This is a genomic window from Nocardioides sp., from assembly GCF_030019515.1.
GTDB lineage: Bacteria > Actinomycetota > Actinomycetes > Propionibacteriales > Nocardioidaceae > Nocardioides.
Map to the genome: position 1 here is coordinate 410,176 of NZ_JASEEQ010000002.1, position 22,440 is coordinate 432,615.

A 22,440-nucleotide genomic window follows, 5' to 3' on the forward strand; every position below is an offset into this window, starting at 1 on the left:
GCCCCCTAGCCCTTCACCTCGGTCCACGCGGTCGTCCAGTCGCCGTAGTTGGTGCACGTCACATCCGTGCGACCGTCCAGGCACTGCTCGATCGGCGTGGTCCAGTAGTGGATCTGGGCGGCGAAGTCGGCATCCGTCGCGTGATAGGTGTCGCAGAACGACTTGTCCGAGGTGAGGTCGCAGGCCTTGGTGTTGGCCGGCGCCTCGCCGAAGTACTCCGCGACCGCGGCCTGCGCCTTCGGGCTGGTGATGTAGTCCATCCACAGGTAGCCGCAGTTCGGGTTCGGCGCCTTCGCGCTGATCATCCAGGTGTCCGACCAGCCGGTGGCTCCCTCCTCGGGCAGCACCGCTTCGACCGGCGCGCCCTCGCCCTGGGCGACCGAGGCGATCACCTGCCAGGTGGTGCCGATGACCGAGTCGCCGGTCTTGAAGGCCTGGACCTCCTTGAGGTAGTCCGACCAGTACTCCGAGACGTTGGCCCGCTGCTCCTTGAGCAGGTCGACCGCCGCCGCGAGCTGGTCCTCGTCGAGGGCGTAGGGGTCCTTGATCCCCAGGTCCGGCTGGCTGTTCATCAGGTAGAGCGCGGCGTCGGCGATGTAGATCGGCGAGTCGTACGCCGTCACCTTGCCTGCGTAGGCCGAGGCGTCGTCGAAGACCGAGCCCCAGCTGGTCGGCGCCGGGCTCACCGCCTCGGTGTTGTACATCAGCAGGTTCGCGCCCCAGCCGTGCGGGACGCCGTACATCTGGCCACCGACGGAGTTGAACGCCTGGTCCTTGAGGAAGTCGGCGATGTCCGCGTAGTTCGTGAGCAGGTCGGTGTTGACCGGAGCCACGTCACCGGCCGCGATCATCCGCAGCGTGGCGTCGCCCGAGGCCGAGACCACGTCGTACTCGCCGGTCTTCATCAGCTGCACCGCCTCGTCGGAGGTGCCGAAGTACTTCACGTTGGCCTGGCAGCCGCTCTCCTTCTCGAAGGGCGTCACCCAGTCGATCGACTTGTCGGTCGACCCGTCCTCGGCGTAGCCCGGCCAGGCGAGGACGTTCACCTGGCCCTCGGGGTCACCGACCTCCTCGGCCATCGGCACGTCCGGGGCGGTGAAGCCGCCCTGCTCCTCGCCGGCCTTCTCGCCGCCGCCACCACCGTCACCCGAGCTGGTGCCGCAGGCCGTCGCGAGCGCGAGCACGCCCACGCAGGCCACGGCGGCCAGCCGCTTGGATCCGATCCGTCTCATGCTGTCTCCTCCTCAGGGGACGCCGCTGGGTCGGGGGAACCCAGGGACACCAGGTGGTCGCGGCGCCAGCTGACGACGACGCGCTGGTCGCGCCGCTCGACGGCGGCGTCGATGGAGGTGTCGGAGTTCTGGTGCGACACCGTCACGGTGGGGCCGGCGTCGAGCTCGACCACCGACATCGTCGAGGCGCCGAGGTAGACCACCTCACGTACGACGCCCGCGGCCGCGATGCCGCCGGGCAGGTGCGGGTCCTCGGCCAGCAGCTGCAGCTTCTCGGGCCGGATCACGAACGGCCCGGGGTCGCCGACCAGGTCGCGGGCGACGTCGCCCTCGAGCAGGTTGGAGCTGCCGACGAACCCGGCGACGAACGCGCTCGCGGGCCGCTCGTAGAGCTCGACCGGGCTGGCGAGCTGCTCGATGCGCCCCTCGTTGAAGACCGCGATGCGGTCGCTCATCGTGAGCGCCTCCTCCTGGTCGTGGGTGACGAACACGAACGTGATCCCGACGTCGCGCTGGATCTCCTTCAACTCGATCTGCATCTCGCGGCGCAGCTTGAGATCCAGCGCGCCGAGCGGCTCGTCGAGCAGCAGCACCTGCGGCCGGTTCACCAGGGCCCGCGCCAGCGCGACCCGCTGCCGCTGGCCGCCGGAGAGCTGGTGCGGCCGGCGCTCGGCGTACCCCTCGAGCCGGACGGTCGCGAGCGCCTCGTCGGCGCGGCGGCGGCGCTCCGCGCCTGGCACCTTCTTCACGCGCAGGCCGTACTCGACGTTCTGCCGGACGCTCAGGTGCGGGAAGATCGCGTAGTCCTGGAAGACCGTGTTGACGTCGCGGGCGAACGGCGGGCGCCGGGTCACGTCCTCGCCGCCGAGCATGATCCTGCCCGCGGTCGGCTCCTCGAAGCCGGCGATCAGGCGCAGCACCGTGGTCTTCCCCGAGCCCGACGGGCCGAGCATCGAGAAGAACTCGCCGTCGGCGATGTCGAGGTCCAGACCGTCCACCGCGCGCACCTCGCCGAAGTGCTTGCTCAGCCCCCGCACGGAGATCGCCGTCGCCATAGGTGGCAAGGTAGCGGTGCAGGTGCGCGCATTTCCATCGTCTCAGAGCCGATCGGCAACGATTTAGTACACCGTTACCGCCTTGTGACTTCGGTTTACGGCGATCGGTCGCCCCCGGGGCAACCTCGGGCTGGGCTTCGGCGTCCCACGGACGGGAGGTGATCGGGGTGCGCCGGATCGTGGTGCTGGTCGTGGCGGTGCTGCTGCTCGGTGGCGCGCCGGCCGTCGCCGCGCCGGGCAGGGACCGTCCGGTCACACCCTGCTCGCGCGGCCTGGTGGCCCTCACCTTCGACGACGGACCCTCGCCGACCGTGACCCCCCGGCTGGTCCGGCTGCTCGACCGGCGGGGCGTGCCGGCGACCTTCTTCATGGTCGGGACCCGGGTGGACGCCGACCCGGAGCTGGCCCGGATCGTCTCGGACGCCGGCTTCGCGATCGGCAACCACACGTGGGAGCACGCCGACCTCACCGGGCAGACCGGCGCCGAGATCCGCCACGCGCTGCAGCGGACCCGGCACGCCCTGGTCGAGGCCGGGGTGCCGGCGCCGACGCTCGCCCGGCCGCCGTACGGCGCCGTCGACGACCGGGTCCGGCGGGTGCTCGAGGCGACGGGCTACGTGCCGGTGCTCTGGACCATCGACTCGCGCGACTGGAACGGCGGCACCCCGCGGCAGATCGCCCGGCGGGTGGTGTCGGGCGTGCAGCCGCACCGGCCGAACGTCGTGCTCCAGCACGACGGCGTCACGCACTCCCCCGCCACGCTCCGCGCGATCCCCCGGGAGGTCAGGACGCTGCGCGAGCGCGGCTACTGCTTCGCCGCCCTCGGTCGCGACGGTCGTCCGACGCCGCCGGTGCCGGTCGCCACCGTGTCCACGGACCGGCGCCGGGTCGCCGAGGGTGACCGGGTGCGGCTGACCGTCCGTCTCGACCGGCCGACCAGCCGGGCGACGACGGCGCTCGTCACGCCGGGCGGCTCGGCGACCGGCGGCGAGGACTTCGCGAGGCCGCTGCGCCGGGTGCGCTTCCCCGCCGGCGACCAGGTCGCCCACCTGTGGCTGCGGACCCGGCAGGACGACGTCGACGAGGTGCGCGAGCAGGTCGATCTCAAGGTCTCCGGCGGCCGCGGCGTCCAGCCGGGGCTGGTCTGGCAGGCCGCGGTGTCCATCCTCGACGACGACCCGCCGCCGGTCGTACGCCTCACGGCCGCCACGGTGACCGCCGCACCGTTGCTCGCGACCCAGGCCAGGGTGGGCGTTCGCCTCGACCGGCCCAGCGACCGCCCGGTGCGGGTTCGGGTGCGCTCGCCGCTCGGTCCCGCGAGCGCCGTCGTCGCGGCCGGCAGCCGGACCGCGACCCTGGCTCTCACCGTCCCGCCCGGAGCCCCGCGCGACGGGGTCCGCGACCTGCCGATGCGGATCGTGGGAGTCACCCACGCGAGAGCGGCCGAGGACGCGGTGCTCACGGTGCGCCCGCCCCGCCAGAGCCCCGCTGAGGCCACCGCAGCGGCCGTGGCCGCCGTCCGCTGGCCGGTGGTCACGCTCGCCGGCGTGTTCTAGGGCGGGGTTCGGTCGCGGAGCAGCCCGCACCGTCGCGGGGGCGGCAGACGTCGGGTCCCGGCCCACTCCCGGGTCACCGGCCGCCGCCGCCGGGATGTCCGCTCAGAGCTCCTTGATCCCCCAGGGGCTGCCGTACTCGGTCAGCAGGTCGAGGAACGGGACCGCGTCGAAGGCCTCCGGGCCGAGCACGCCCGCGCCCTGCCACGTCCCCCGGGACAGCAGCTCGAGGGCGATCACCGGGTTGATGGCGGTCTGCCAGACCACGCACTGGTGGCCGTACTCGCGCATCGTCCACTCGTTGTCGACCACGTGGTAGAGGTACGTCGAGCGTTCGGCCCCGTCCTTGCCGCGACCCGTCACCCACACCCCGGCGCAGGTCTTGCCGGTCATCCGCGGGCCCACCGTCGCCGGGTCCGGCAGCACCGCCGCGACCACGTCGCGCGGCGAGACCTCACAGTGCCCACCAGAAGCGGCCTTGACCCGCACCTTCTCCGTGCTGTCGAGGCCCAGGGTGTGCAGCACCTTGAGGATGTTGATGAAGTCGTCGCCGAGCCCGTACTTGAACGTCGCGCGCTTGCAGTCGATCCAGCGCGGCATGAGCAGGACCTCCTCGTGCTCGACGTTCACGCACTCGACCGGTCCGATGCCCTCGGGGAAGTCGAAGACCTCCGGCTCGCTGAACGGGGCGGTGGTGTGCCACGCACCGTCCTGCCAGATCACCGGGGGGTTGAGGCACTCCTCGATCGTGGTCCACATCGAGAACGACGGCGCGAAGATCTCGTTGCCCTCGTCATCGGTGACGACGAGGTTCGCCCCGTCCCTTGTGGCCAGCTCGTCGATCTCGGAGAACAGGTGGTCGGCGGCGTACCGCGCGAACACGTCGGACAGCCCGGGCTCGACGCCGATGCCGACGAGCGCCAGGCGGCCGGCCGACTCCCACTCCCCGGCGACGGCGAACTGCTCGTCGCCGAGCTTCACGCCGGTCTGCTCGTACGGCGCGGTCGGGTGCGGCCTCGACAGCGACATCGCCATGTCGAGGTAGTCGGCACCCGCCTCGAACGCGCCGCCGAAGACCGACATGTCGAACACCGGGTCGACCGCGTTCATCACGTGCGTGATGCGGTGCTCGCGGCACAGGTCGGCCACGGCGGACGCCGAGGACGCGTCCACCTGCGCGGCGACGTACCGCTCGTCGGTGGCGGCGGCCCGCTCCGCCCGCTCGAGGGAGTAGTCGGACACCACGATCGTCTCGAAGAAGCCGCGGCGTGCCGCGATGGCGCACAACGCCGCCCCCACCCCACCGGCCCCGACCAGAAGGATCCTCATGACCTCAAGCCCTCCCGCCGACAGCGATACGAACGCTCACACCCCGTACGTCCTCACCTCTCGACCGTCGAGCCCAGGAGCGGGGCGTGCGAGGAGCGAAGCGACGAGTGCAGAAAGACATCCCCCAGTCACGATCCGATGTAAGACATCACGTGCTTGATGCGCGTGTAGTCCTCGAGCCCGTACATCGACAGGTCCTTGCCGTAGCCGGAGTGCTTGAACCCGCCGTGCGGCATCTCGCTGATGAACGGGATGTGGGTGTTGATCCAGACGACCCCGAAGTCGAGGCCGCGCGACATCCGCATGGCGCGCGCATGGTCCTTGGTCCAGACGCTGGAGGACAGGCCGTACTCCACTCCGTTGGCCCAGCGCAGCGCCTCGGCCTCGTCGGTGAACCGCTGGACCGTCATCACGGGGCCGAAGATCTCGGTCTGGATCTGCTCGTCGTCCTGCCGGAGGCCCGAGAGCACGGTCGGCTCGTAGAAGTAGCCGACGCTGCCGTGGCGGGTGCCGCCGGTCTCGAGGTTCGCGTGGTCGGGCAGCCGGTCCACCATGCCCGAGACCCGATCGAACTGGCTCTGGTTGTTGAGCGGGCCGTAGTAGGTGTCCTCGTGGGCCGGGTCGCCGGTCGGCATGCCCTTCGCGGCCTCGGCCAGCGCCGCCACGAACTCGTCGTGGACACCGGCCCCGGCCAGCACCCGGGTGGCGGCGGTGCAGTCCTGGCCGGCGTTGAACAGGCCGGCGCCGGCGATGCCCTCGGCGGCCTTCTCGATGTCGGCGTCGTCGAAGACGATCACCGGTGCCTTGCCGCCGAGCTCGAGGTGCACGCGCTTGAGGTCGCGGGAGGCCGACTCCGCGACCTCCATCCCGGCCCGCACCGAGCCGGTGATGGCGACCATCTGCGGCGTGGAGTGCGCGACCAGCGCCCGGCCGGTGTCCCGGTCGCCGGTGACGACGTTGAGCACCCCCGGCGGCAGGAACTCCTGGGCGAGCTCGGCGAGCAGGGTGGAGCTCGCCGGCGTGGTGTCGCTGGGCTTCAGCACGATCGTGTTGCCACCGGCCAGCGCAGGCGCGATCTTCCAGATCATCATCAGCAGCGGGTAGTTCCACGGCGTCACCTGGCCGACGACGCCCACCGGCTCCCGCCGGACCCACGAGGTGTGGTCGGCCAGGTACTCCCCCGCGGAGCGGCCCTCGAGCACTCGGGCGGCCCCGGCGAAGAACCGGAAGTGGTCGGAGGCGTACGGCATCTCCTCGGACATCGTCAGGCCGAGCGGCTTGCCGGTGTCCTTGCACTCGACGGCGTTGATCTCCTCGGCCCGCGCCTCGATCGCGTCCGCGATCTTGAGCAGCGCCTCCGAGCGCTCCCTGGGCGTCGTGCCACCCCAGGACTCGAACGCGGCGGCGGCCGCGGCGTACGCCCGGTCGACGTCCTCGGCGCCCGACCTGGGTGCCTGGGCGTACACCTCGCCGGTCGTCGGGTCGATGATGTCGTAGGTCTCCCCGGACGCACCGTCGACGAGCTCTCCGTTGATGACGTTCTTGAAGCTTCGGTCGCTCATGCGGGGAGCCTAGTGACCCGGCTACGGAATCTGTAGGCCTTGGCCCCGAATCGACACGGAATCAGTCGCCGAGTCGCCCTCAGGCGGTGTGGACAGCGGCTCCCTCGACCCACGTCGACACCACCCGCGCGGCGCCGACCTCCTCGGGCGGGCCCGTGAACGGGTCGTGGTCGAGGACAACCAGGTCGGCGACCGCACCGGGCCGCAGCACGCCCGCGGCCGGCTCGTCGCCGACGCCGCGGTGGTTGGCCCAGGCGCTGCCCGAGGTGTACGCCGCGTACGCGGTCTCGAGCGACAGCGCCTGTGCGGGGAGGAACGGCTCGCGGTCGCTCCCTGGCTCGACGCGCGTCACGGCGACCTGGATCGCCTGGAGCGGGTCGGGGGTGCTCACCGGCCAGTCGCTGCCGGCGACCAGCCTGGCCCCCGCGCGGTGAAGGTCGGCGAACGGGTACTGCCAGGCGGCCCGCTCGGCCCCGAGCACCGGCAGCGTCAGGTCGACCATCTGGTCGTCGAGGCAGGCCCAGAGCATCTGCAGGTTCGCGGCCACGCCGAGCCCGGCGAAGCGGCGTACGTCGTCGGGGTGGACGACCTGGAGGTGCGCGATCTGGTGCCGCCGTGCCGGGTCGGTCCCCTCGAACGCGTCGAGCGCCTCGCGCACACCCCGGTCGCCGATGGCGTGCACGTGCACCTGGAAGCCGGCCGCGTCGAGCGCGGCGACGGCCTCGCGGAGCGCGGTCGGGTCGACGAACGAGTGGCCGGCGTTGCCGGTCGGGTGGCCGCACCGGTCCAGGTATGGCGTGAGCATCGCCGCCGTGCCGTTCTCCGCCACGCCGTCCTGCATGATCTTGACCGTCGTCGCCCGGAACCGACCGGTGGTCATCGCAGCGCGGCGCGCGACCAGGTCGGCGACCTGCTCGACGCCCCGGCGGCGCTCCCACCACAGCGCGCCGACCACGTGCGAGCGCAGGTCGCCGCTGGCCGCGGCGGCCGTGTACGTCGCGGCCGCGTCGTCCATGCCCGAGTAGGCGCCGACGATCGCGTCCTGCCAGGAGGTGACGCCCAGGGAGTGGAGGTAGCCCTGGCCGGCCATCAGCGCGGCGTGGTGGTCCGCCTCGCTCGCCGGGGGCAGGTGCCGGGTGACGAGCGTGGTGGCGCCCTCGTGGAGGGTGCCGCTGGGACGACCGTCCGGGCCACGCTCGATCCGCCCGTCGGGCGGGTCCGGCGTGCGCTCGTCCACGCCGGCGAGCTCGAGGGCGCGGGAGTTGACCCATGCGCCGTGGTGGTCGCGGTTGGGCAGGTAGACCGGCCGGTCCGGCACTACGCGGTCGAGGTCGGCAGCGGTCGGGGTGCCGCCCGGGAACGCGGGCATCGACCACCCGCCGCCGAGGATCCACTCGGCCGCCGGGTGGTCCGCGGCGTACGACGCGACCGCGGCGAGGTACTCCTCCCGGGTCGAGAGCTCGGTGAGGTCGCAGCGCAGCCGCTCCAGGCCGCCTTGGACCGGGTGCACGTGCGCGTCGACGAAGCCGGGCGCGAGGAACGCGGCGTCGACCACGGTGGTCGAGGTGCGAGCGGAGCGAGCCTCCGAGCCACCCGGGGCGACCTCGACGATCCGCCCGTCCTCGACGAGCACGTCCGCGCGACCGGCGTACCGGTGTCCGTCGAAGACGGCGCCGGCGCGGAAGAGCGTCGCCACTCAGCGTCCTTCGAGCAGCGGGCCGGCCGGGTCGTGCGAGATGCCGTGCCTGCGGACCGCCAGCCCGGAGAGGGCCTCGAGACAGACCCGGTTGGCGAGGTACGCCGTGATCTCGGCGTGGTCGTACGGCGGCGACACCTCGACCACGTCGATGCCGGCGACCGGCAGCTCGGAGCAGATGCGCCGGACCGCGTCGAGGAGCTGGCGGCTCGAGAGGCCACCCGGCTCCGGCGTGCCCGTGCCCGGTGCGTGGCCCGGGTCGCACACGTCGATGTCGACGGACAGGAAGACCGCGTCGCACTCGTCGAGGGCGATCTCGAACGCCTCGTCCAGGCAGGCCTCGAGCCCCCGCTTGCCGATCTCGGTCATCTCGAACGAGCGCATGCTCTGCTCCGCCATCCAGTCGAGGGTCTCGGGGCCGGGCCAGTAGCCGCGCAGCCCCATCTGGAGGAACCGGTCGCCGCGCAGGGCGCCGGACTCGATCAGGCGGCGCATCGGCTGGCCGTGGCCGTAGAGCGACCCGAACTCGATGTGGCCGGTGTCGGCGTGCGCGTCGAAGTGGATCATCGAGACCCGGCCGAAGCCGTGGTGGCGCGCGACACCGGTCGCGTCGGGCAGCGCGATCGAGTGGTCGCCGCCGAGCACCAGCGGGACCGCACCGGCCGCGGCGACCCGGTAGACCGCCTCCTCGAGGGCACCGAGGGCGCGCTCGATCTCGCCGGGTGGCATCTCGACGTCGCCGGCGTCGACCACCCGCAGGTCGCGGAGGGCGTCGACCCGCAGCGCGAGGTGCGGGCGCGAGCCGTCGTGAGGCAGGTAGTCGGTCTGCCGGATCGCGCTCGGCCCGAAGCGGGTCCCCGGTCGGTGCGAGGTCCCCCCGTCGAACGGGGCCCCCACGACCACGACGTCCGCCGCGGCCAATGCGTCGGCGTCGTCGAGGTCGACCGGGTCGACGCCGAGGAAGGTGAGGTCGGGACCGAACTGCGCGCCGTACCGGGTCATGGGGTGTTCCTATCACGCGGGCCACCCGGAAGATCGCTTCGGATTTCGCGTCATTCGCGTGTCTGCACGACGGATTCACTTGCATTGCGAAGGTTCCACAGCGCATCATGGGGTCATGCACCCGGACTACGACCACCTCCAGCAGGCCGCCAAGGACCACCTGTGGATGCACTTCACTCGGCATTCGTCCTACCGCGACGAGGACGTGCCGGTGATCGTTCGCGGCGAGGGCGCCTACATCTGGGACGCGCGCGGCAAGCGCTACCTCGACGGCCTGGCCGGCCTGTTCGTCTCCCAGCTCGGGCACGGTCGGACCGAGCTCGCGGAGGCCGCCGCCGCTCAAGCCAAGGAGCTCGCGTTCCACCCGCTGTGGTCCTACGCCCACCCGAACGCCATCCTGCTCGCCGAGCGGATCGCCGGGTACGCACCGGGCTCGCTGAACCGGGTGTTCTTCAGCAGCGGCGGCGGCGAGTCCGTCGAGTCCGCCTGGAAGCTGGCGAAGAACTACTTCAAGCTCGTCGGCAAGCCGATGAAGCACAAGGTGCTCAGCCGCGCCATCGCCTACCACGGGACCACGCAGGGTGCGCTCTCGATCACCGGCCTGCCGCCGCTGAAGCAGCAGTTCGAGCCGCTGGTGCCCTCGACGTTCCGGGTCCCGAACACCAACCTCTACCGCGCTCCGGCCGGCACGGCGGGCCCCGACGGCACCGACGCCGAGGCGTTCGGCCGGTGGGCCGCCGACCAGATCGCGGTCGCCATCGAGAACGAGGGCCCCGAGACGGTGGCGGCGATCTTCCTCGAACCGGTGCAGAACTCCGGCGGTTGCTTCCCGCCCCCGCCGGGCTACTTCCAGCGGGTCCGCGAGATCTGCGACGAGTACGACGTGCTGATGGTCTCCGACGAGGTCATCTGCGCCTTCGGCCGGCTCGGTCACATGTTCGGGGCCGAGCGCTACGGCTACGAGCCGGACATCATCACCTGTGCCAAGGGCATCACGTCGGGCTACGCCCCGCTCGGCGCGATGATCGCCTCGGACCGGCTGATGGAGCCGTTCCTCGCCGACGGCGAGATGTTCGCGCACGGATACACGTTCGGCGGCCACCCGGTCTCCACCGCGGTCGCGATGGCCAACCTCGACGTCTTCGAGTCCGAGGACGTCCTCGGCCATGTCCGTGCCAACGAGGGGGCGTTCCGCGCGACGCTCGAGCGGCTGCTCGACCTGCCGATCGTCGGCGACGTCCGGGGGGACGGGTACTTCTACGGGATCGAGCTGGTCAAGGACAAGGCCACCCGGGAGTCCTTCACGGCCGAGGAGTGCGAGCGGATCCTGTTCGGCTTCGTCTCCAAGCAGCTGTTCGCGGAGGGCCTCTACTGCCGGGCCGACGACCGTGGCGACCCGGTCATCCAGCTCTCCCCGCCGCTGATCTGCGACCAGCAGCACTTCGACGAGATGGAGCAGATCCTGCGCGTCGTCCTCGACAAGGCCGGCACGCTGGTCTGACCGCTTTCGCTGCCGCCGGCGGTCAGCCCAGGCCGATCGACCGGCGGCGGCGCCAGAGCTCGCCGGCCACCACGAACACGAACGACACCAGGAACATGATCGACCCGACGACGAACAGCTGGGCCGGGAAGTCCTTCAGCTTGCTGCCGTAGACGAAGATCGGGAACGTGACCGACTGGCCGGCCGTGAAGTTCGTGACGATGAAGTCGTCGAAGGACAGCGAGAAGGCCAGCAGCGCCGCCGCGACGATCCCCGGCATCGCCAGCGGCAGGGTGACCAGGCGGAAGGTCTGCCACTCGTTCGCGTAGAGGTCCATCGCGGCCTGCTCCAGGCGCGCGTCCATGCCGGCCAGCCTCGCCTTCACGGTCACGACCACGAACGACAGGCAGAACAGCACGTGGGCGATCACGATCGTGACGAAGCCGAGCGCGCCGTCCAGCCCCACGGAGACGAACATCGCCAGCAGCGAGGACCCCATGACCACCTCGGGGGTCGCCATCGGCAGGAAGATCAGCAGGTTCGAGGCCGCCCGCCCCCGGAAGGAGTGGCGCACCAGGGCGAACGCCATCAGCGTGCCGAGCACGGTCGCCAGCACGGTGGCCGTCAGGCTCACGGCAACGCTGAGCCGCAGCGAGTCGCACAAGCCCTCGGGCTCGCAGATCGAGGTCCAGTTGCTCCAGGTGAACGACTCGAACTCCGCGGTCGCGGAGCGGCCGGACGGCTGGTTGAACGAGAGCGCGAAGATGTAGCCGATCGGCACGAACATGTAGACCAGCACCAGGATCCCGATGAACAGGACCAGGTGGTCGGCCAGCCAGCGCCCGACCGGCGTCCGGGTTCGCCCGGATCTGCGGGGCCGGGACCGGCCGGCGACGGGCAGGCGCGTGTCGGTGGCCATCAGACCAGCTCCTCGGTGCCGGCCCGCCGCACGTAGACGACGACCATCAGCACCACGAGCGCCATCAGGATCAGCGACAGGCTGGCCGCGAGCGGGTAGTTGTGCTCGGTGAGGAACGCCGCCTGGATCCGGTTGCCGACCATGTACTGCTTCGGCGTGCCCAGCAGCTCGGCGTTGATGTAGTCACCGCAGGCCGGGATGAACGTGAGCAGGGTCCCGGACACGACTCCCGGCAGCGACAGCGGGAACGTCACCTTGCGGAAGCCCGTGAACGGGCTCGAGTACAGGTCGCCGGCCGCCTCGATCAACCGGTAGTCCACCTTGCTCAGCGAGGCGTAGAGCGGCAGCGTCATGAACGGCATGAAGTTGTAGATCAGCCCCGCGATCACCGCCACCGGCGTCGCCAGCAGCCGGCCGTCGTCGGGCAGCACGGAGATGGTCTGCAGGAAGCTGGTGACGGGGCCCTGGTCGGACAGGATCGTGCGCCACGACAGGGTGCGCAGCAGGAAGCTGGTGAAGAACGGCGCGATCACCAGCACCAGCATGACGTTGCGCCACCGCCCCGCCTTGAACGCGATCGCGTAGGCCAGCGGGTAGCCGAGGGCCAGGCAGACGCCGGTGGCGATGCCGGCGTACAGGAAGGAACGCGCGAACAGGTTCCAGGTGTCCCGGACGGCGTCGACGTAGTTGGCGACGTGCCACGTCATCGCGTAGCCCTGCTCGTAGGAGCCGCTCGGGTCGTACAGCGAGGTGAAGACGAGCTGGACCGTCGGGAACAGGAAGAACACGGCCAGCCAGAGCATGCCGGGGACCAGCAGCAGCCAGCCCCACCCGCGGCGCCTGGCCGTCTCGCTGCCGGGCTGCGGGCCCGCGGGCACCGGCGCTGCGCTCACTCGATGTCCTCCGGCGTCATCAGGCCGGCGTGCGCGTCCTGGTCGGCGTCGAGCAGGAAGGTGTGCTCGGGGGCCCACATCAGGTCCACCTCGTCGCCGTTCCGGAAGGCCGGGCGCCGTCCGGTGTTCTGCTCGAACACCATCAGCTCCTGTCCCCAGGGCGTCGCGACGAGGTACTGCGTGCTGACACCCACGAAGCTGACATCGGTGACCCGGCCGCCGGTCAGGACGTTGACACCTGTGTGGTCCTCGGCCTCGGACGCCGCGACGAACACCTTCTCCGGCCGGACGCCGAGCCAGGCGCTCCGGCCGGCGGCGTGCGAGCGCGACGCAGCCAGCCGGAGCTTCTGGCCGTGGCAGTCGACGACCACGTCGCCACCCGCTGTGTCGATGACGTCGGCCCGGACCAGGTTCGACTGGCCGAGGAAGTTGGCGACGAACGTCGTCACCGGGTTCTCGTACAGGTCGGCGGGCGCACCCATCTGCTCGATCACGCCGTTGTTCATCACAGCGATGGTGTCGGCCATCGTCATGGCCTCTTCCTGGTCGTGCGTGACGTGCACGAAGGTGACCTCGATCTCGGTCTGGATCCGCTTGAGCTCGATCTGCATCTGCCGGCGCAGCTTGAGGTCGAGCGCACCCAGGGGCTCGTCGAGCAGCAGCACGCCCGGCTCGTTGATCAGCGCGCGGCCGAGGGCCACCCGCTGCTGCTGACCGCCCGAGAGCTGACCCGGCTTGCGGTCGCCGTACCCGCCGAGCTCGACGAGCTCGAGCATGTCGCGGGTCTTCTGCTGGTAGTCCTTCACGCCCCGGCGCCGCAGCCCGAACGCGACGTTCTCGAAGATCGTCAGGTGCGGGAACAGGGCGTAGGACTGGAAGACCGTGTTGACCGGACGCTTGTAGGGACGCAGGTGCGTGATGTCGTCCTCGCCGATCAGCACCCGCCCGTCCGTCGGGTCCTCCAGCCCGGCCACCATCCGCAGCGTGGTGGTCTTGCCGCACCCCGAGGGGCCCAGGAGGGCGAAGAACGAGCCGTTCGGCACCGTCAGCGACAGGTCGTCGACCGCGACGAAGTCCCCGAAGCGCTTGGTCAGGTTCTCCAGCCTCAGGTCCGCGTTGCGGTCAGCCACCCATCACCTCGTTGAACTGGCGCTGGTAGTCGCGCTCCTGGGTGTCGGTCAGCGGCATGAACTGGTAGCCCGACTCCATGGTCTTGGCGTCGGGGAAGATGAAGTCGCTGTTCGCCGCGGACTTGTCGAACTGCGCGATCTCCTGTTGAGCGCCCTTGACCGGGCACAGGTAGTAGTTCCACGCGGCGAGCTTCGCGGCGTTGACCGGGTCGTAGTAGAAGTTCATCAGCTCCTCGACGTTCGACTTGTGCTCCGCCTTGTTCGGCACCAGCATGTTGTCGGTCCAGATCGCGAAGCCCTCGCTGGGCGGGACGTACTTGAACTTCCCGCCGCCGAGCAGGTTGATGACGTCGCCGCTCCACGCCTCGCAGGCGACGATGTCGCCGGACTTCATGTCGTCGACGTAGTCGTTGCCCGTGAACCTGCGCACCTGACCGCTGTCGACGTAGCCCTGGAGGCTGTCGATCGCGGCCGAGAACTCGTCGTCGGTGAAGTCCTCGGGGTCGCTCCCGTTCAGGAGCAGCATGAACAGCATCGTGTCCCGCATCTCGCTGAGTACGTCGATCTTGCCCTTGAGGTCGGGGCGGGTGAGCAGCTCCTCGAAGCTCGTGACCGGGTCGGTGAGCTCGGCGTTGTAGCAGATGCCGGTCATGCCGCTCTGCCACGGGACGCTGTAGTCGCGGTTCGGGTCCCAGCTGGGCGACTTCAAGGAGTCGATCAGGTTCGCGTCGACGTTGGGCAGGTTGGCGTGGTCGAGCTTCTGGATCCAGCCGAGGTCGATCATCCGCGCCGCCATGTAGTCGGTCACGACGAAGAGGTCACGGCTCGTGGGCCGGCAGTCCTGCAGCTGGGGCGACACCTTGGCGAAGAACTGCTCGTTGTCGTTGACGTCGCCGTTCTTGTAGTCGACGGTGATGCCCGTCTGCTCCTGGAACTTCGAGAGCGTGGAGTCCGGCTTCTTCACGGGGTCGATGTAGCCGATCCAGTTGGCGAACGTGATCGTCTTCTGGTCGGCACTGAGGTCGGTGCTCGTGCAGGAGCCCGCGTCGACCTTCGCGCCCTCGGTCCCGCACGCCGAGAGCAGTCCCGGCGCACCCACCGCCAGCGCGGCGAGCGAGGCTCCGCGGAGGAAGGACCTCCTCCCCACCCCCGGTACCGCCCCCGGTCCGGCCCCGCGGGCGACTCGCGCCAAGGCCGCCAACCTGACAGAGTCGGACATCCTCTACCTCCCGGAAGTTGAACGCGCTTGTGAGTGTGGATAGTTGCAGAGGGACCGCCTCCGGACAAGTGAAACCGTTGAGTTGAAACATTCCTGCAACGAAAACCTTAGAAGCGCCCGGTGGCGAACATCCGAGTCGGCTGACAGGATGCGTCCCGTGGCGAGAACACCCAGAACAGCCCGGCCGACGGTCCACCTCGACGAGGTATCGAAGGCGATCATCGAGCAGCTCCAGCAGGACGGTCGACGCTCCTACGCCGCGATCGGCAAGGTGGTCGGCCTGTCCGAGGCCGCGGTCCGGCAGCGCGTGCAGCGCCTGATCGAGGGCGGCGTGATGCAGGTCGTCGCCGTCACCGACCCGCTCGAGCTCGGCTTCGCGCGCCAGGCGATGGTCGGCATCCGGGTCACCGGGCCGCTCGAGCCGGTGGCCGAGGCCATCGGAACGCTCGAGGAGGTCGACTACGTCGTGGTCACGGCCGGCTCCTACGACCTGCTGGTGGAGGTCGTCTGCGAGAGCGACGAGCACCTGCTCGAGCTGATCTCCGGGCGGATCCGCGCGATCGAGGGCGTGTCGATGACCGAGACGTTCATGTACCTGAGCCTGCGCAAGCAGACCTACTCGTGGGGTGTGCGCTGAACCGTTCGACCGACCCGCACTGGGAGCGCCTGTCGCTGTGGCACGACAGTGTCGACGGCGACTGGACGCCCCGTCCCGCCCTCGCCGGCGACGTCGAGGCGGACGTCGCGATCGTGGGCGCGGGCTTCACCGGGCTGTGGACGGCGTACTACCTCGCCGAGGCCGACCCGACGCTGCGGATCGTGGTGCTCGAGGCCGAGACCGCGGGCTTCGGTGCGTCGGGGCGCAACGGCGGCTGGTGCTCGGCTGTTCCCCGCATCCCTGACGACCCTCGCCGGGCTCGCGGACCGCGACGGCGCGCTCGCCCAGCACCGCGCCATGCGCGAGACCGTCGACGAGGTCGTCAAGGTCGCCGCGGCCGAGGGGATCGACGCGCACGTCGCCAAGGGCGGCACGATCGCGCTGGCCCGCAGCCGCGCCCAGTGGCGCCGGGCCCGGGCCGAGGTCGCCGAGGCGCGGCGCTGGGACCGCGACGAGGACGACCTGCGGCTGCTCGACCGGGCCGAGGCGACCGCGGTGCTCCGGGGCAGCCGGACCGTGGGCGCGACGTACACCCCCGACTGCGCGGCCATCCACCCGGCGCGCCTGGTGCGCGGCCTGGCGGAGGCGGTCGAGCGGCGCGGCGTGACCATCCACGAGCGCACCCGGGTCCGCTCCATCGGTCCGGGCCGGGCGCACACCGCGGACGGCGACGTGCGCGCGTCGACCGTGGTCCGGGCGACCGAGGGCTACACCGCCTCCTTGCGCGGCGAGGAGCGCACCCTGGTCCCGGTCTACTCGCTGATCATCGCGACCGAGCCGCTGCCGCCCTCGACGTGGGAGGAGATCGGGCTGGCCCGGCGCGAGACGTTCACCGACCACCGGCACCTGATCGTCTACGGCCAGCGGACGGCGGACGACCGGCTGGTGTTCGGTGGCCGCGGCGCGCCGTACCACCTCGGGTCGCGGATCCGCCCGGAGTACGACCGCGACGAGGCGGTCTTCGCCCGCCTCTACGCCACCCTGGTCGACCTGTTCCCGGTGCTCGCCGGCACCCGGGTCACGCACGCGTGGGGCGGCGCGCTCGGCATCCCCCGGGACTGGTGCGCCTCGGTCGGGCTGGACCGGGACACCGGACTCGCCTGGGCCGGCGGGTACGTCGGGGACGGGGTCAGCACCACCAACCTCGCCGGCCGCACCCTGCGCGACCTGGTGCTCGATCGGGACACCGAGCTCACCCGGCTGCCGTGGGTGGGTCACCGCTCGCCGGACTGGGAGCGCGAGCCGCTGCGCTGGCTGGGCATCAACGTCGGCCTGCGGGCGATGACCCTCGCCGACGCGGAGGAGTCCGTCACCCGACTGCCGAGCCTGGTCGCCCGGGCCGTCTCGCCGCTGCTCGGCTGACCCGGGTCGGCCCGGCCGACGCGGCTACCCGAGCCCGTTGGCCGCCGTGTCCTCGGGCTTGGTCGTCGAGCGCACCCACGCGTCGAAGAGCCCGCCGAGGTCCTGGCCGCTGACCTGCTCGGCGAGCGCCTGGAACTGCGCGGTGCTGCCGGTGCCGCCGGCGTGCTCGGAGACCCACCGACCGGTCAGGGTGGCGAAGTCGGCGTCGCCGACCCGGTTGCGCAGCGCGGCCAGCGCCAGGCCGCCGCGCTCGTAGACGAACGGGGCGAAGATCCAGCTCACACAGTCCTCGTGGCCCGGGCACGGGTCGGCGACCTGGTGGCCCCAGAACGGGTCGTCGGCGCTGCTGGTCCCGTACTCCTCGCGCAGCCAGGCGTCCGTCGTGGGCCCGCCGTGGGTCTCGGCGTAGTACTGCTCGAAGTAGGTCGCCCAGCCCTCGTTGAGCCAGATGTCGGTCCAGCCCTCGACCGCGACCGAGTCCCCGAACCACTGGTGGGCCAGCTCGTGGACGACGATGGATACCGCGCCCGGCCCGTCGCCCATCCACGGGTACGTCGGGCGGGTCTGGTTCTCGAGCGCGAAGCCGACCGGCAGCGCCGTGGTGAGACCTCCGGTCGTGGAGAACGGGTAGTCGCCGACCTGACGCTCGAGCCACCGCAGCAGCCGCGGCGTCCGCTCCATCAGGCCCATCGCCACCTGTCGCTGGGCGGGGCTGAGCAGCTTCGAGACCGCGGCGTACCACGGCCGGCCGTCCAGGCGGCCCCGGGCGATCTCGAACCGGCCGGCCGCGAAGAACGCGAGGTACGGGACCATCGGCTCCCGGGCCTCCCAGGTGGTGGTGGCGAGACCGCCCCGGACCTCCCGGTCGACCCGGCGACCGTTGCCGATCACCTGGCTCTCCTTCGGGACCGTGATCGACATCCGCACGTGCGCCCGGTCGAGCGGGTGGTCGTTGGACGGGAACCACCACGGCGCCATGTGCGGCTGGTTCATCGCGACGACCTCGTGGTCGCTGGCCAGCCAGTTGCTCTCCCCGGCGTAGGAGTACGCCGAGGGCCGGCCGGCGTACCGCACCACCACACGGACCGTCTCGCCCGTGTCGACCGGGTGCTTCACGACCAGCTCGTGGGGGGACTTCTCGAAGCCGGCGTCGCGCCCGTCGACGCTCACCGACCGGACCGGCAGCAGGAGGTCGAGGTTGAAGCTCGACAGCGACTCGGTGGCGCGCAGGGTCACCACCGTCCACCCGGACAGGTGCCGGTCGCCGAAGCGGTAGCGGTCGTGGATGTCGTAGCGCAGCACGTCGATGCCGCCGTTGCCGTCCAGCGGGAAATAGGGGTCCCCGATGCCTGCGGCCCCGGGCGGCGCCTCCGCGCGCCCCAGCGCCGGGGCCGAGGCGGCCGACGACCCCACGAGGGCGGCCGCAGCGGTCAGGGCGGCGATGCGGCGAGCGAGCACGCCTGCAACCTATCCGAAGGCGCATCCGACGACCGGGGCATATTCGGTTGCGTCGCCACCGGCGCCGCACCACACTCGACGCAGCCGTCCGGCGCCCGCCGGGTGCCCGATCGAGAGGAGCGTGACATGTCCACGACTGTCCTTGGCCTGTCCGCAGACCACGCCCCCTCGATCTCCTGGAGCACCTACAGCGATGTCTCACGACTTCACGCAGTACACGCACGACACCTCCGGCACCGACGACCCTGATCCCGACCCCGCCTTCGTCTTCGACTTCACGGCGTACGACGACCCCGACGACGACACCCAGCGCTGGTCGACGTGGCTCGACGTCGAGCCGCTCTGCCGGGGCCCGGAGCCCCGCCCCGACTGGGTGGTGACCTCGCAGGCCGCGGTCGACACCGAGCTCGGCATCCTCAAGACCGGCAAGGAGGCGGACGCGTTCCTGCTCGAGCGCGCCGTCCCCGGCAGCCCTCCCCCGGACCGAGGGGGCCTGGGGCAGTCGGTCGTCATGGTCGCGAAGCGCTACCGCAGCAACGACCACCGCACCTTCCACCGAGCGGCGGCCTACACGGAGGGCCGCAGCGTCAAGCGGTCGCGCGACCAGCGGGCCCTCAAGCGCAAGAGCACGTGGGGCAAGGTCGTCGCCAGCAGCGAGTGGGCCGTCTCGGAGTGGGACGCGCTCAAGCGATGCTGGTCGCTCGGGCTGCCCGTCCCCTACCCGGTGCAGATCGACGGCACGGAGATCCTGATGGAGTGGATCACCGACGACGACGGGGAGAGCGCGCCGCGCCTCGCGCAGACCCGGCCCGAGCGCGACCTGCTGGCGTCGTACTTCGACCAGCTGCGCGACGTGCTCGCGACGATGGTCGGCGACGGGATCGTCCACGGCGACCTGTCGGCGTACAACCTGCTGGCCGCCGGGGAGCGGCTGGTCGTCATCGACCTGCCGCAGATCGTCGACCTGGCCGGCAACCCCAACGGCCTGGACTTCCTGCTGCGCGACTGCGCGAACGTGTGCGGCTGGTTCCGCTCCCGCGGGCTCGCGGTGGACGAGCAGGACCTCTTCGCCGAGCTGATGGCCCACGCGTTCTAGCGGGGGCCCTAGGTTGACCGTGTGAAGCGCACCCGCGGCCGCGTCGTCCACGTCGAGACCCTGGCGGATCTCGACCGGCGCCTGGCCGCGGGCGCGACCACGCTGCGCGGCTGGCGGATCCGCGGAGTCGACCTGTCCCGGCGGCACGACGCGCTGGCCCGGGTCCAGGTCTCCGGCGCGACCTTCCTGGGGTGCACGTTCGCCGCGGGCGACGAGGCGATGGTGCGCGCGGCGGGCGCCCTGGTGCTGCCGGCCACCCCGGAGACGCCGGTCGACACCGCGCGCACCACGCTCTACACGGCCGAGGAGCTGTACGACGTCCCCGACTACGCCGACTCACTCGACGCGCGGGCCTACGCCTGGTCGCAGCGGCCCACGACCCGCGACAAGGCGCTGACGCGGGCCCTGCACGACCATGCGGTCGACCTGGCCCTCGAGTCGTGGGTCGAGGGACGACACCTGGTCGGTGTGATGGGCGGCCACACGGCCCAGCGCGACGACCCGTGGTTCGCGGACGCCGCCCGCCTCGGGGCGGCGCTCGGGGCCGGCCACACCGTCGCGACCGGCGGCGGCCCGGGAGCGATGGAGGCCGCGAACCTCGGAGCCTGGCTGGCGCAGCGGCCCGATGCCCTCGACGACGCCCTGTCGATGCTGGCCGCGGTGCCGTCGTACCGCCCCTCGGTCGGAGCGTGGGCCGACCGCGCCTTCGCGGTCCGGGCCCGGTTCCCGGACGGCGTCGAGTCGCTCGGCATCCCGACCTGGCACTACGGGCACGAGCCGCCCAACGTGTTCGCGACCGCCATCGCGAAGTACTTCCGCAACTCGACCCGCGAGGCCACGCTGCTGGAGGTCTGCGACGCCGGGATCGTGTTCCTTCCCGGCGCCGGCGGGACCGTGCAGGAGGTCTTCCAGGACGCCTGTGAGAACTACTACGCGGATGAGTCCTCGATCGCGCCGATGGTCCTGGTCGGGGCGCGCTACTGGACCGAGGAGCTCCCGGCCTGGCCGCTGCTGAGCCGGCTCGCCCGCGGTCGACCGATGCAGGGCCACGTCCATCTCGTCGACTCCTGGCAGGAGGCGGCGAACCTGTTCGTTTCGGGGACGTGACCGGCCGGCGAAGCCTAGATTGACGCGGTGCAGATCTCCCGTCGCGACCTCTTCCGTTCCGCCGCCGCAGTCGGTGGCGCCGCCGCTCTCGGCGGGCTCGGTGGCCTGTCCGCCGAGGCCGTCGCCGGCACCGGGCCCGCGGCCCGGGCCGCCCGTGTCGCCACCCGCTCCACCGTGCTCGTGCGCGGCCCGGAGGGTCCCGGCGGCTACCGACCCGTCGTCACCGCGGCCGGCGAGGCCTGGCAGGTCCGCACCCAGCTCGGGACCACGGCGAAGGCGGGGCGTGCCTCGCGGCGCCGGCCGATGGTGGCGTTCACCCAGATCAGCGACGTGCACATCGTCGACACCGAGTCACCGATGCGGGTCGAGAACGCCGAGGCGTTCAGCAAGTCGGCGTACCGACCGCAGGAGTTCCTGACCCTGCACGTCGCCGAGGCCATGGTCCAGGGCATCAACGCCGTGCAGACCGGCCCGGCGACCGGCCGGCCGATCGCGTTCACCCTGCAGACCGGCGACAACGCCGACAACGCGCAGTACAACGAGGTGCGCTGGAACATCGACGTCCTCGACGGCGGCACCATCCAGCCCGACTCGGGCGACCACACCAAGACCGAGAGCGTCGCCGACTCGCTCGACCCGGCGCTCTACGACGTGATGTTCTGGCACCCGGAGGGCACCCCCGAGGGGAAGACCGACGACGACGCACGCGCGAAGTACGGCTTCCCCACGATCCCGGGCCTGCTGGACCGGGCCCGTGCACCGTTCGAGGCCACCGGCCTGGACCTGCCGTGGTTCAGCGTGATGGGCAACCACGACAAGCTCGTGCAGGGCAACAACCACCCGACGGCGAGCGACCTCGCCCGGGCGACCGGCGACAAGAAGACCGTCGGCGTCAAGAGCCGCACCGTCACGCCCGACCCGGACCGCCGCCAGCTCAGCACCGCCGAGATCGTCGAGGAGCACTTCTCGACCACCGGCCTGCCGGTCGGACACGGCTTCACCGAGCAGAACCGCAGCGACGGCACCGCCTACTACACCTTCGACCGCGGCCGGTTCCGGTTCGTGGTGATGGACACGGTCAACGCGAACGGCGGCGACGAGGGCTCGCTCAGCCGGGCCCAGTTCGCCTGGATCAAGGACCTGATCGCGACCTCGCGACGCAAGCTGTTGGTATTCTCCAGCCACCACCCGTCGTGGAGCATGGTCAACTCGCTGACCGGTGACGTCGACCCCGGGCCGCGCGTCCTCGGGACGGCGCTGGTCAACGAGCTGCTGAAGCACGACAACGTGATCGCGTGGGTCAACGGCCACACGCACACGAACAACATCAAGCCGCACGTCCGGAAGAAGGACGGGAAGATCCGCAACGGCTTCTGGGAGATCAACACCGCCTCGCACATCGACTGGCCCCAGCAGGGTCGGATCGTGGAGATCGCGAACAACCTCGACGGCACCCTGTCGATCTTCTCGACGATGCTCGACCACGCGGCGCCGGTCACCTGGGACGAGAGCCGGCTGGACGAGCCGCTCCAGCTGGCCGCCCTGTCCCGCGAGCTCGCGGCCAACGACTGGCAGGAGCGCAGCAACGACCGGCGCGGCGCCCGCGGCGCCCGCAACGTCGAGCTGATCGTCCGGGCCCCCCGGTTCATGCGCGACTAGCACGGACTCAGGCCGCGCGGCGGTGCAACC

Annotated in this window: 17 protein-coding genes and 1 pseudogene; 7 read left to right on the forward strand and 11 right to left on the reverse strand. The window is 71.3% G+C overall.

What is annotated here, in order from left to right; translation table 11 throughout:
* Positions 1 to 5: 5 nt before the first annotated feature.
* Both QMC84_RS04390 and QMC84_RS04395 read right to left on the reverse strand, forming a co-directional pair.
* Complete coding sequence (locus QMC84_RS04390) at positions 6 to 1,232, reverse strand: ABC transporter substrate-binding protein (protein WP_300372165.1); 1,227 nt, start codon at positions 1,230 to 1,232, stop codon at positions 6 to 8.
* Positions 1,229 to 2,287, reverse strand: a complete 1,059-nt coding sequence (locus QMC84_RS04395; protein WP_300372167.1) for an ABC transporter ATP-binding protein — start codon at positions 2,285 to 2,287, stop codon at positions 1,229 to 1,231. Before QMC84_RS04395 ends, QMC84_RS04390 begins: the two co-directional genes overlap by 4 nt.
* A 167-nt stretch (positions 2,288 to 2,454) precedes the next feature.
* Here QMC84_RS04395 and QMC84_RS04400 point away from each other — a divergent pair, with 167 nt between their 5' ends.
* Positions 2,455 to 3,843 (forward strand): polysaccharide deacetylase family protein, encoded by a 1,389-nt coding sequence (locus QMC84_RS04400; protein WP_300372169.1) that lies wholly within the window; start codon positions 2,455 to 2,457, stop codon positions 3,841 to 3,843.
* Between the two features lie 102 nt (positions 3,844 to 3,945).
* Here the strand turns inward: QMC84_RS04400 and QMC84_RS04405 are convergent, their stop codons facing one another.
* From QMC84_RS04405 to speB, 4 genes are all read right to left on the reverse strand, one after another.
* On the reverse strand, positions 3,946 to 5,169 hold the full coding sequence (locus tag QMC84_RS04405) for a saccharopine dehydrogenase C-terminal domain-containing protein (RefSeq protein ID WP_300372171.1): 1,224 nt from the start codon (positions 5,167 to 5,169) through the stop codon (positions 3,946 to 3,948).
* Between the two features lie 128 nt (positions 5,170 to 5,297).
* Complete coding sequence (locus QMC84_RS04410; RefSeq protein ID WP_300372173.1) at positions 5,298 to 6,731, reverse strand: gamma-aminobutyraldehyde dehydrogenase; 1,434 nt, start codon at positions 6,729 to 6,731, stop codon at positions 5,298 to 5,300.
* A gap of 79 nt (positions 6,732 to 6,810) precedes the next feature.
* Positions 6,811 to 8,427 carry an amidohydrolase gene (locus QMC84_RS04415; protein WP_300372175.1) on the reverse strand — a complete coding sequence of 539 codons (1,617 nt, stop codon included), beginning with the start codon at positions 8,425 to 8,427 and terminating at the stop codon, positions 6,811 to 6,813.
* A complete protein-coding gene (gene speB / locus QMC84_RS04420) occupies positions 8,428 to 9,429 on the reverse strand; it encodes an agmatinase (RefSeq protein WP_300372177.1) in 1,002 nt (333 codons plus the stop codon).
* 115 nt (positions 9,430 to 9,544) lie between these two features.
* Here speB and QMC84_RS04425 point away from each other — a divergent pair, with 115 nt between their 5' ends.
* Positions 9,545 to 10,930, forward strand: a complete 1,386-nt coding sequence (locus tag QMC84_RS04425; RefSeq protein ID WP_300372179.1) for an aspartate aminotransferase family protein — start codon at positions 9,545 to 9,547, stop codon at positions 10,928 to 10,930.
* Between the two features lie 22 nt (positions 10,931 to 10,952).
* Here QMC84_RS04425 and QMC84_RS04430 read toward each other — a convergent pair whose 3' ends face one another.
* The 4 genes from QMC84_RS04430 to QMC84_RS04445 are packed head-to-tail and all read right to left on the reverse strand — an operon-like array spanning position 10,953 to position 14,998.
* Positions 10,953 to 11,828: an ABC transporter permease gene (locus tag QMC84_RS04430; RefSeq protein ID WP_300372181.1), complete on the reverse strand. Its 876-nt coding sequence runs from the start codon at positions 11,826 to 11,828 to the stop codon at positions 10,953 to 10,955.
* On the reverse strand, positions 11,828 to 12,721 hold the full coding sequence (locus QMC84_RS04435; RefSeq protein ID WP_300372182.1) for an ABC transporter permease: 894 nt from the start codon (positions 12,719 to 12,721) through the stop codon (positions 11,828 to 11,830). The genes QMC84_RS04430 and QMC84_RS04435 overlap by 1 nt, the downstream gene beginning before the upstream one ends.
* Positions 12,718 to 13,851, reverse strand: coding sequence for an ABC transporter ATP-binding protein (locus QMC84_RS04440; RefSeq protein WP_300372184.1), 1,134 nt, complete (start codon positions 13,849 to 13,851; stop codon positions 12,718 to 12,720). The genes QMC84_RS04435 and QMC84_RS04440 overlap by 4 nt, the downstream gene beginning before the upstream one ends.
* Complete coding sequence (locus QMC84_RS04445) at positions 13,844 to 14,998, reverse strand: spermidine/putrescine ABC transporter substrate-binding protein (protein ID WP_300372186.1); 1,155 nt, start codon at positions 14,996 to 14,998, stop codon at positions 13,844 to 13,846. The genes QMC84_RS04440 and QMC84_RS04445 overlap by 8 nt, the downstream gene beginning before the upstream one ends.
* Positions 14,999 to 15,218: 220 nt before the next feature.
* Between QMC84_RS04445 and QMC84_RS04450 the strand changes: the two genes are divergently transcribed.
* Both QMC84_RS04450 and QMC84_RS04460 read left to right on the forward strand, forming a co-directional pair.
* Positions 15,219 to 15,707: an Lrp/AsnC family transcriptional regulator gene (locus QMC84_RS04450; protein WP_300372188.1), complete on the forward strand. Its 489-nt coding sequence runs from the start codon at positions 15,219 to 15,221 to the stop codon at positions 15,705 to 15,707.
* Positions 15,708 to 15,820: 113 nt separating this feature from the next.
* A pseudogene (locus QMC84_RS04460) lies at positions 15,821 to 17,090 on the forward strand (FAD-binding oxidoreductase).
* Positions 17,091 to 17,114: 24 nt separating this feature from the next.
* Here the strand turns inward: QMC84_RS04460 and QMC84_RS04465 are convergent.
* On the reverse strand, positions 17,115 to 18,548 hold the full coding sequence (locus tag QMC84_RS04465) for a M1 family metallopeptidase (RefSeq protein ID WP_300372192.1): 1,434 nt from the start codon (positions 18,546 to 18,548) through the stop codon (positions 17,115 to 17,117).
* Between the two features lie 193 nt (positions 18,549 to 18,741).
* Here QMC84_RS04465 and QMC84_RS04470 point away from each other — a divergent pair, with 193 nt between their 5' ends.
* The 3 genes from QMC84_RS04470 to QMC84_RS04480 are packed head-to-tail and all read left to right on the forward strand — an operon-like array spanning position 18,742 to position 22,410.
* The gene (locus QMC84_RS04470; protein WP_300372194.1) at positions 18,742 to 19,644 is read left to right on the forward strand and encodes an RIO1 family regulatory kinase/ATPase; all 903 of its coding nucleotides are present in this window, start codon (positions 18,742 to 18,744) and stop codon (positions 19,642 to 19,644) included.
* Positions 19,645 to 19,665: 21 nt separating this feature from the next.
* Positions 19,666 to 20,751 carry a Rossmann fold nucleotide-binding protein gene (locus tag QMC84_RS04475; protein ID WP_300372196.1) on the forward strand — a complete coding sequence of 362 codons (1,086 nt, stop codon included), beginning with the start codon at positions 19,666 to 19,668 and terminating at the stop codon, positions 20,749 to 20,751.
* 27 nt (positions 20,752 to 20,778) lie between these two features.
* On the forward strand, positions 20,779 to 22,410 hold the full coding sequence (locus tag QMC84_RS04480; protein ID WP_300372198.1) for a TIGR03767 family metallophosphoesterase: 1,632 nt from the start codon (positions 20,779 to 20,781) through the stop codon (positions 22,408 to 22,410).
* The last annotated feature ends 30 nt before the right edge of the window (positions 22,411 to 22,440 follow it).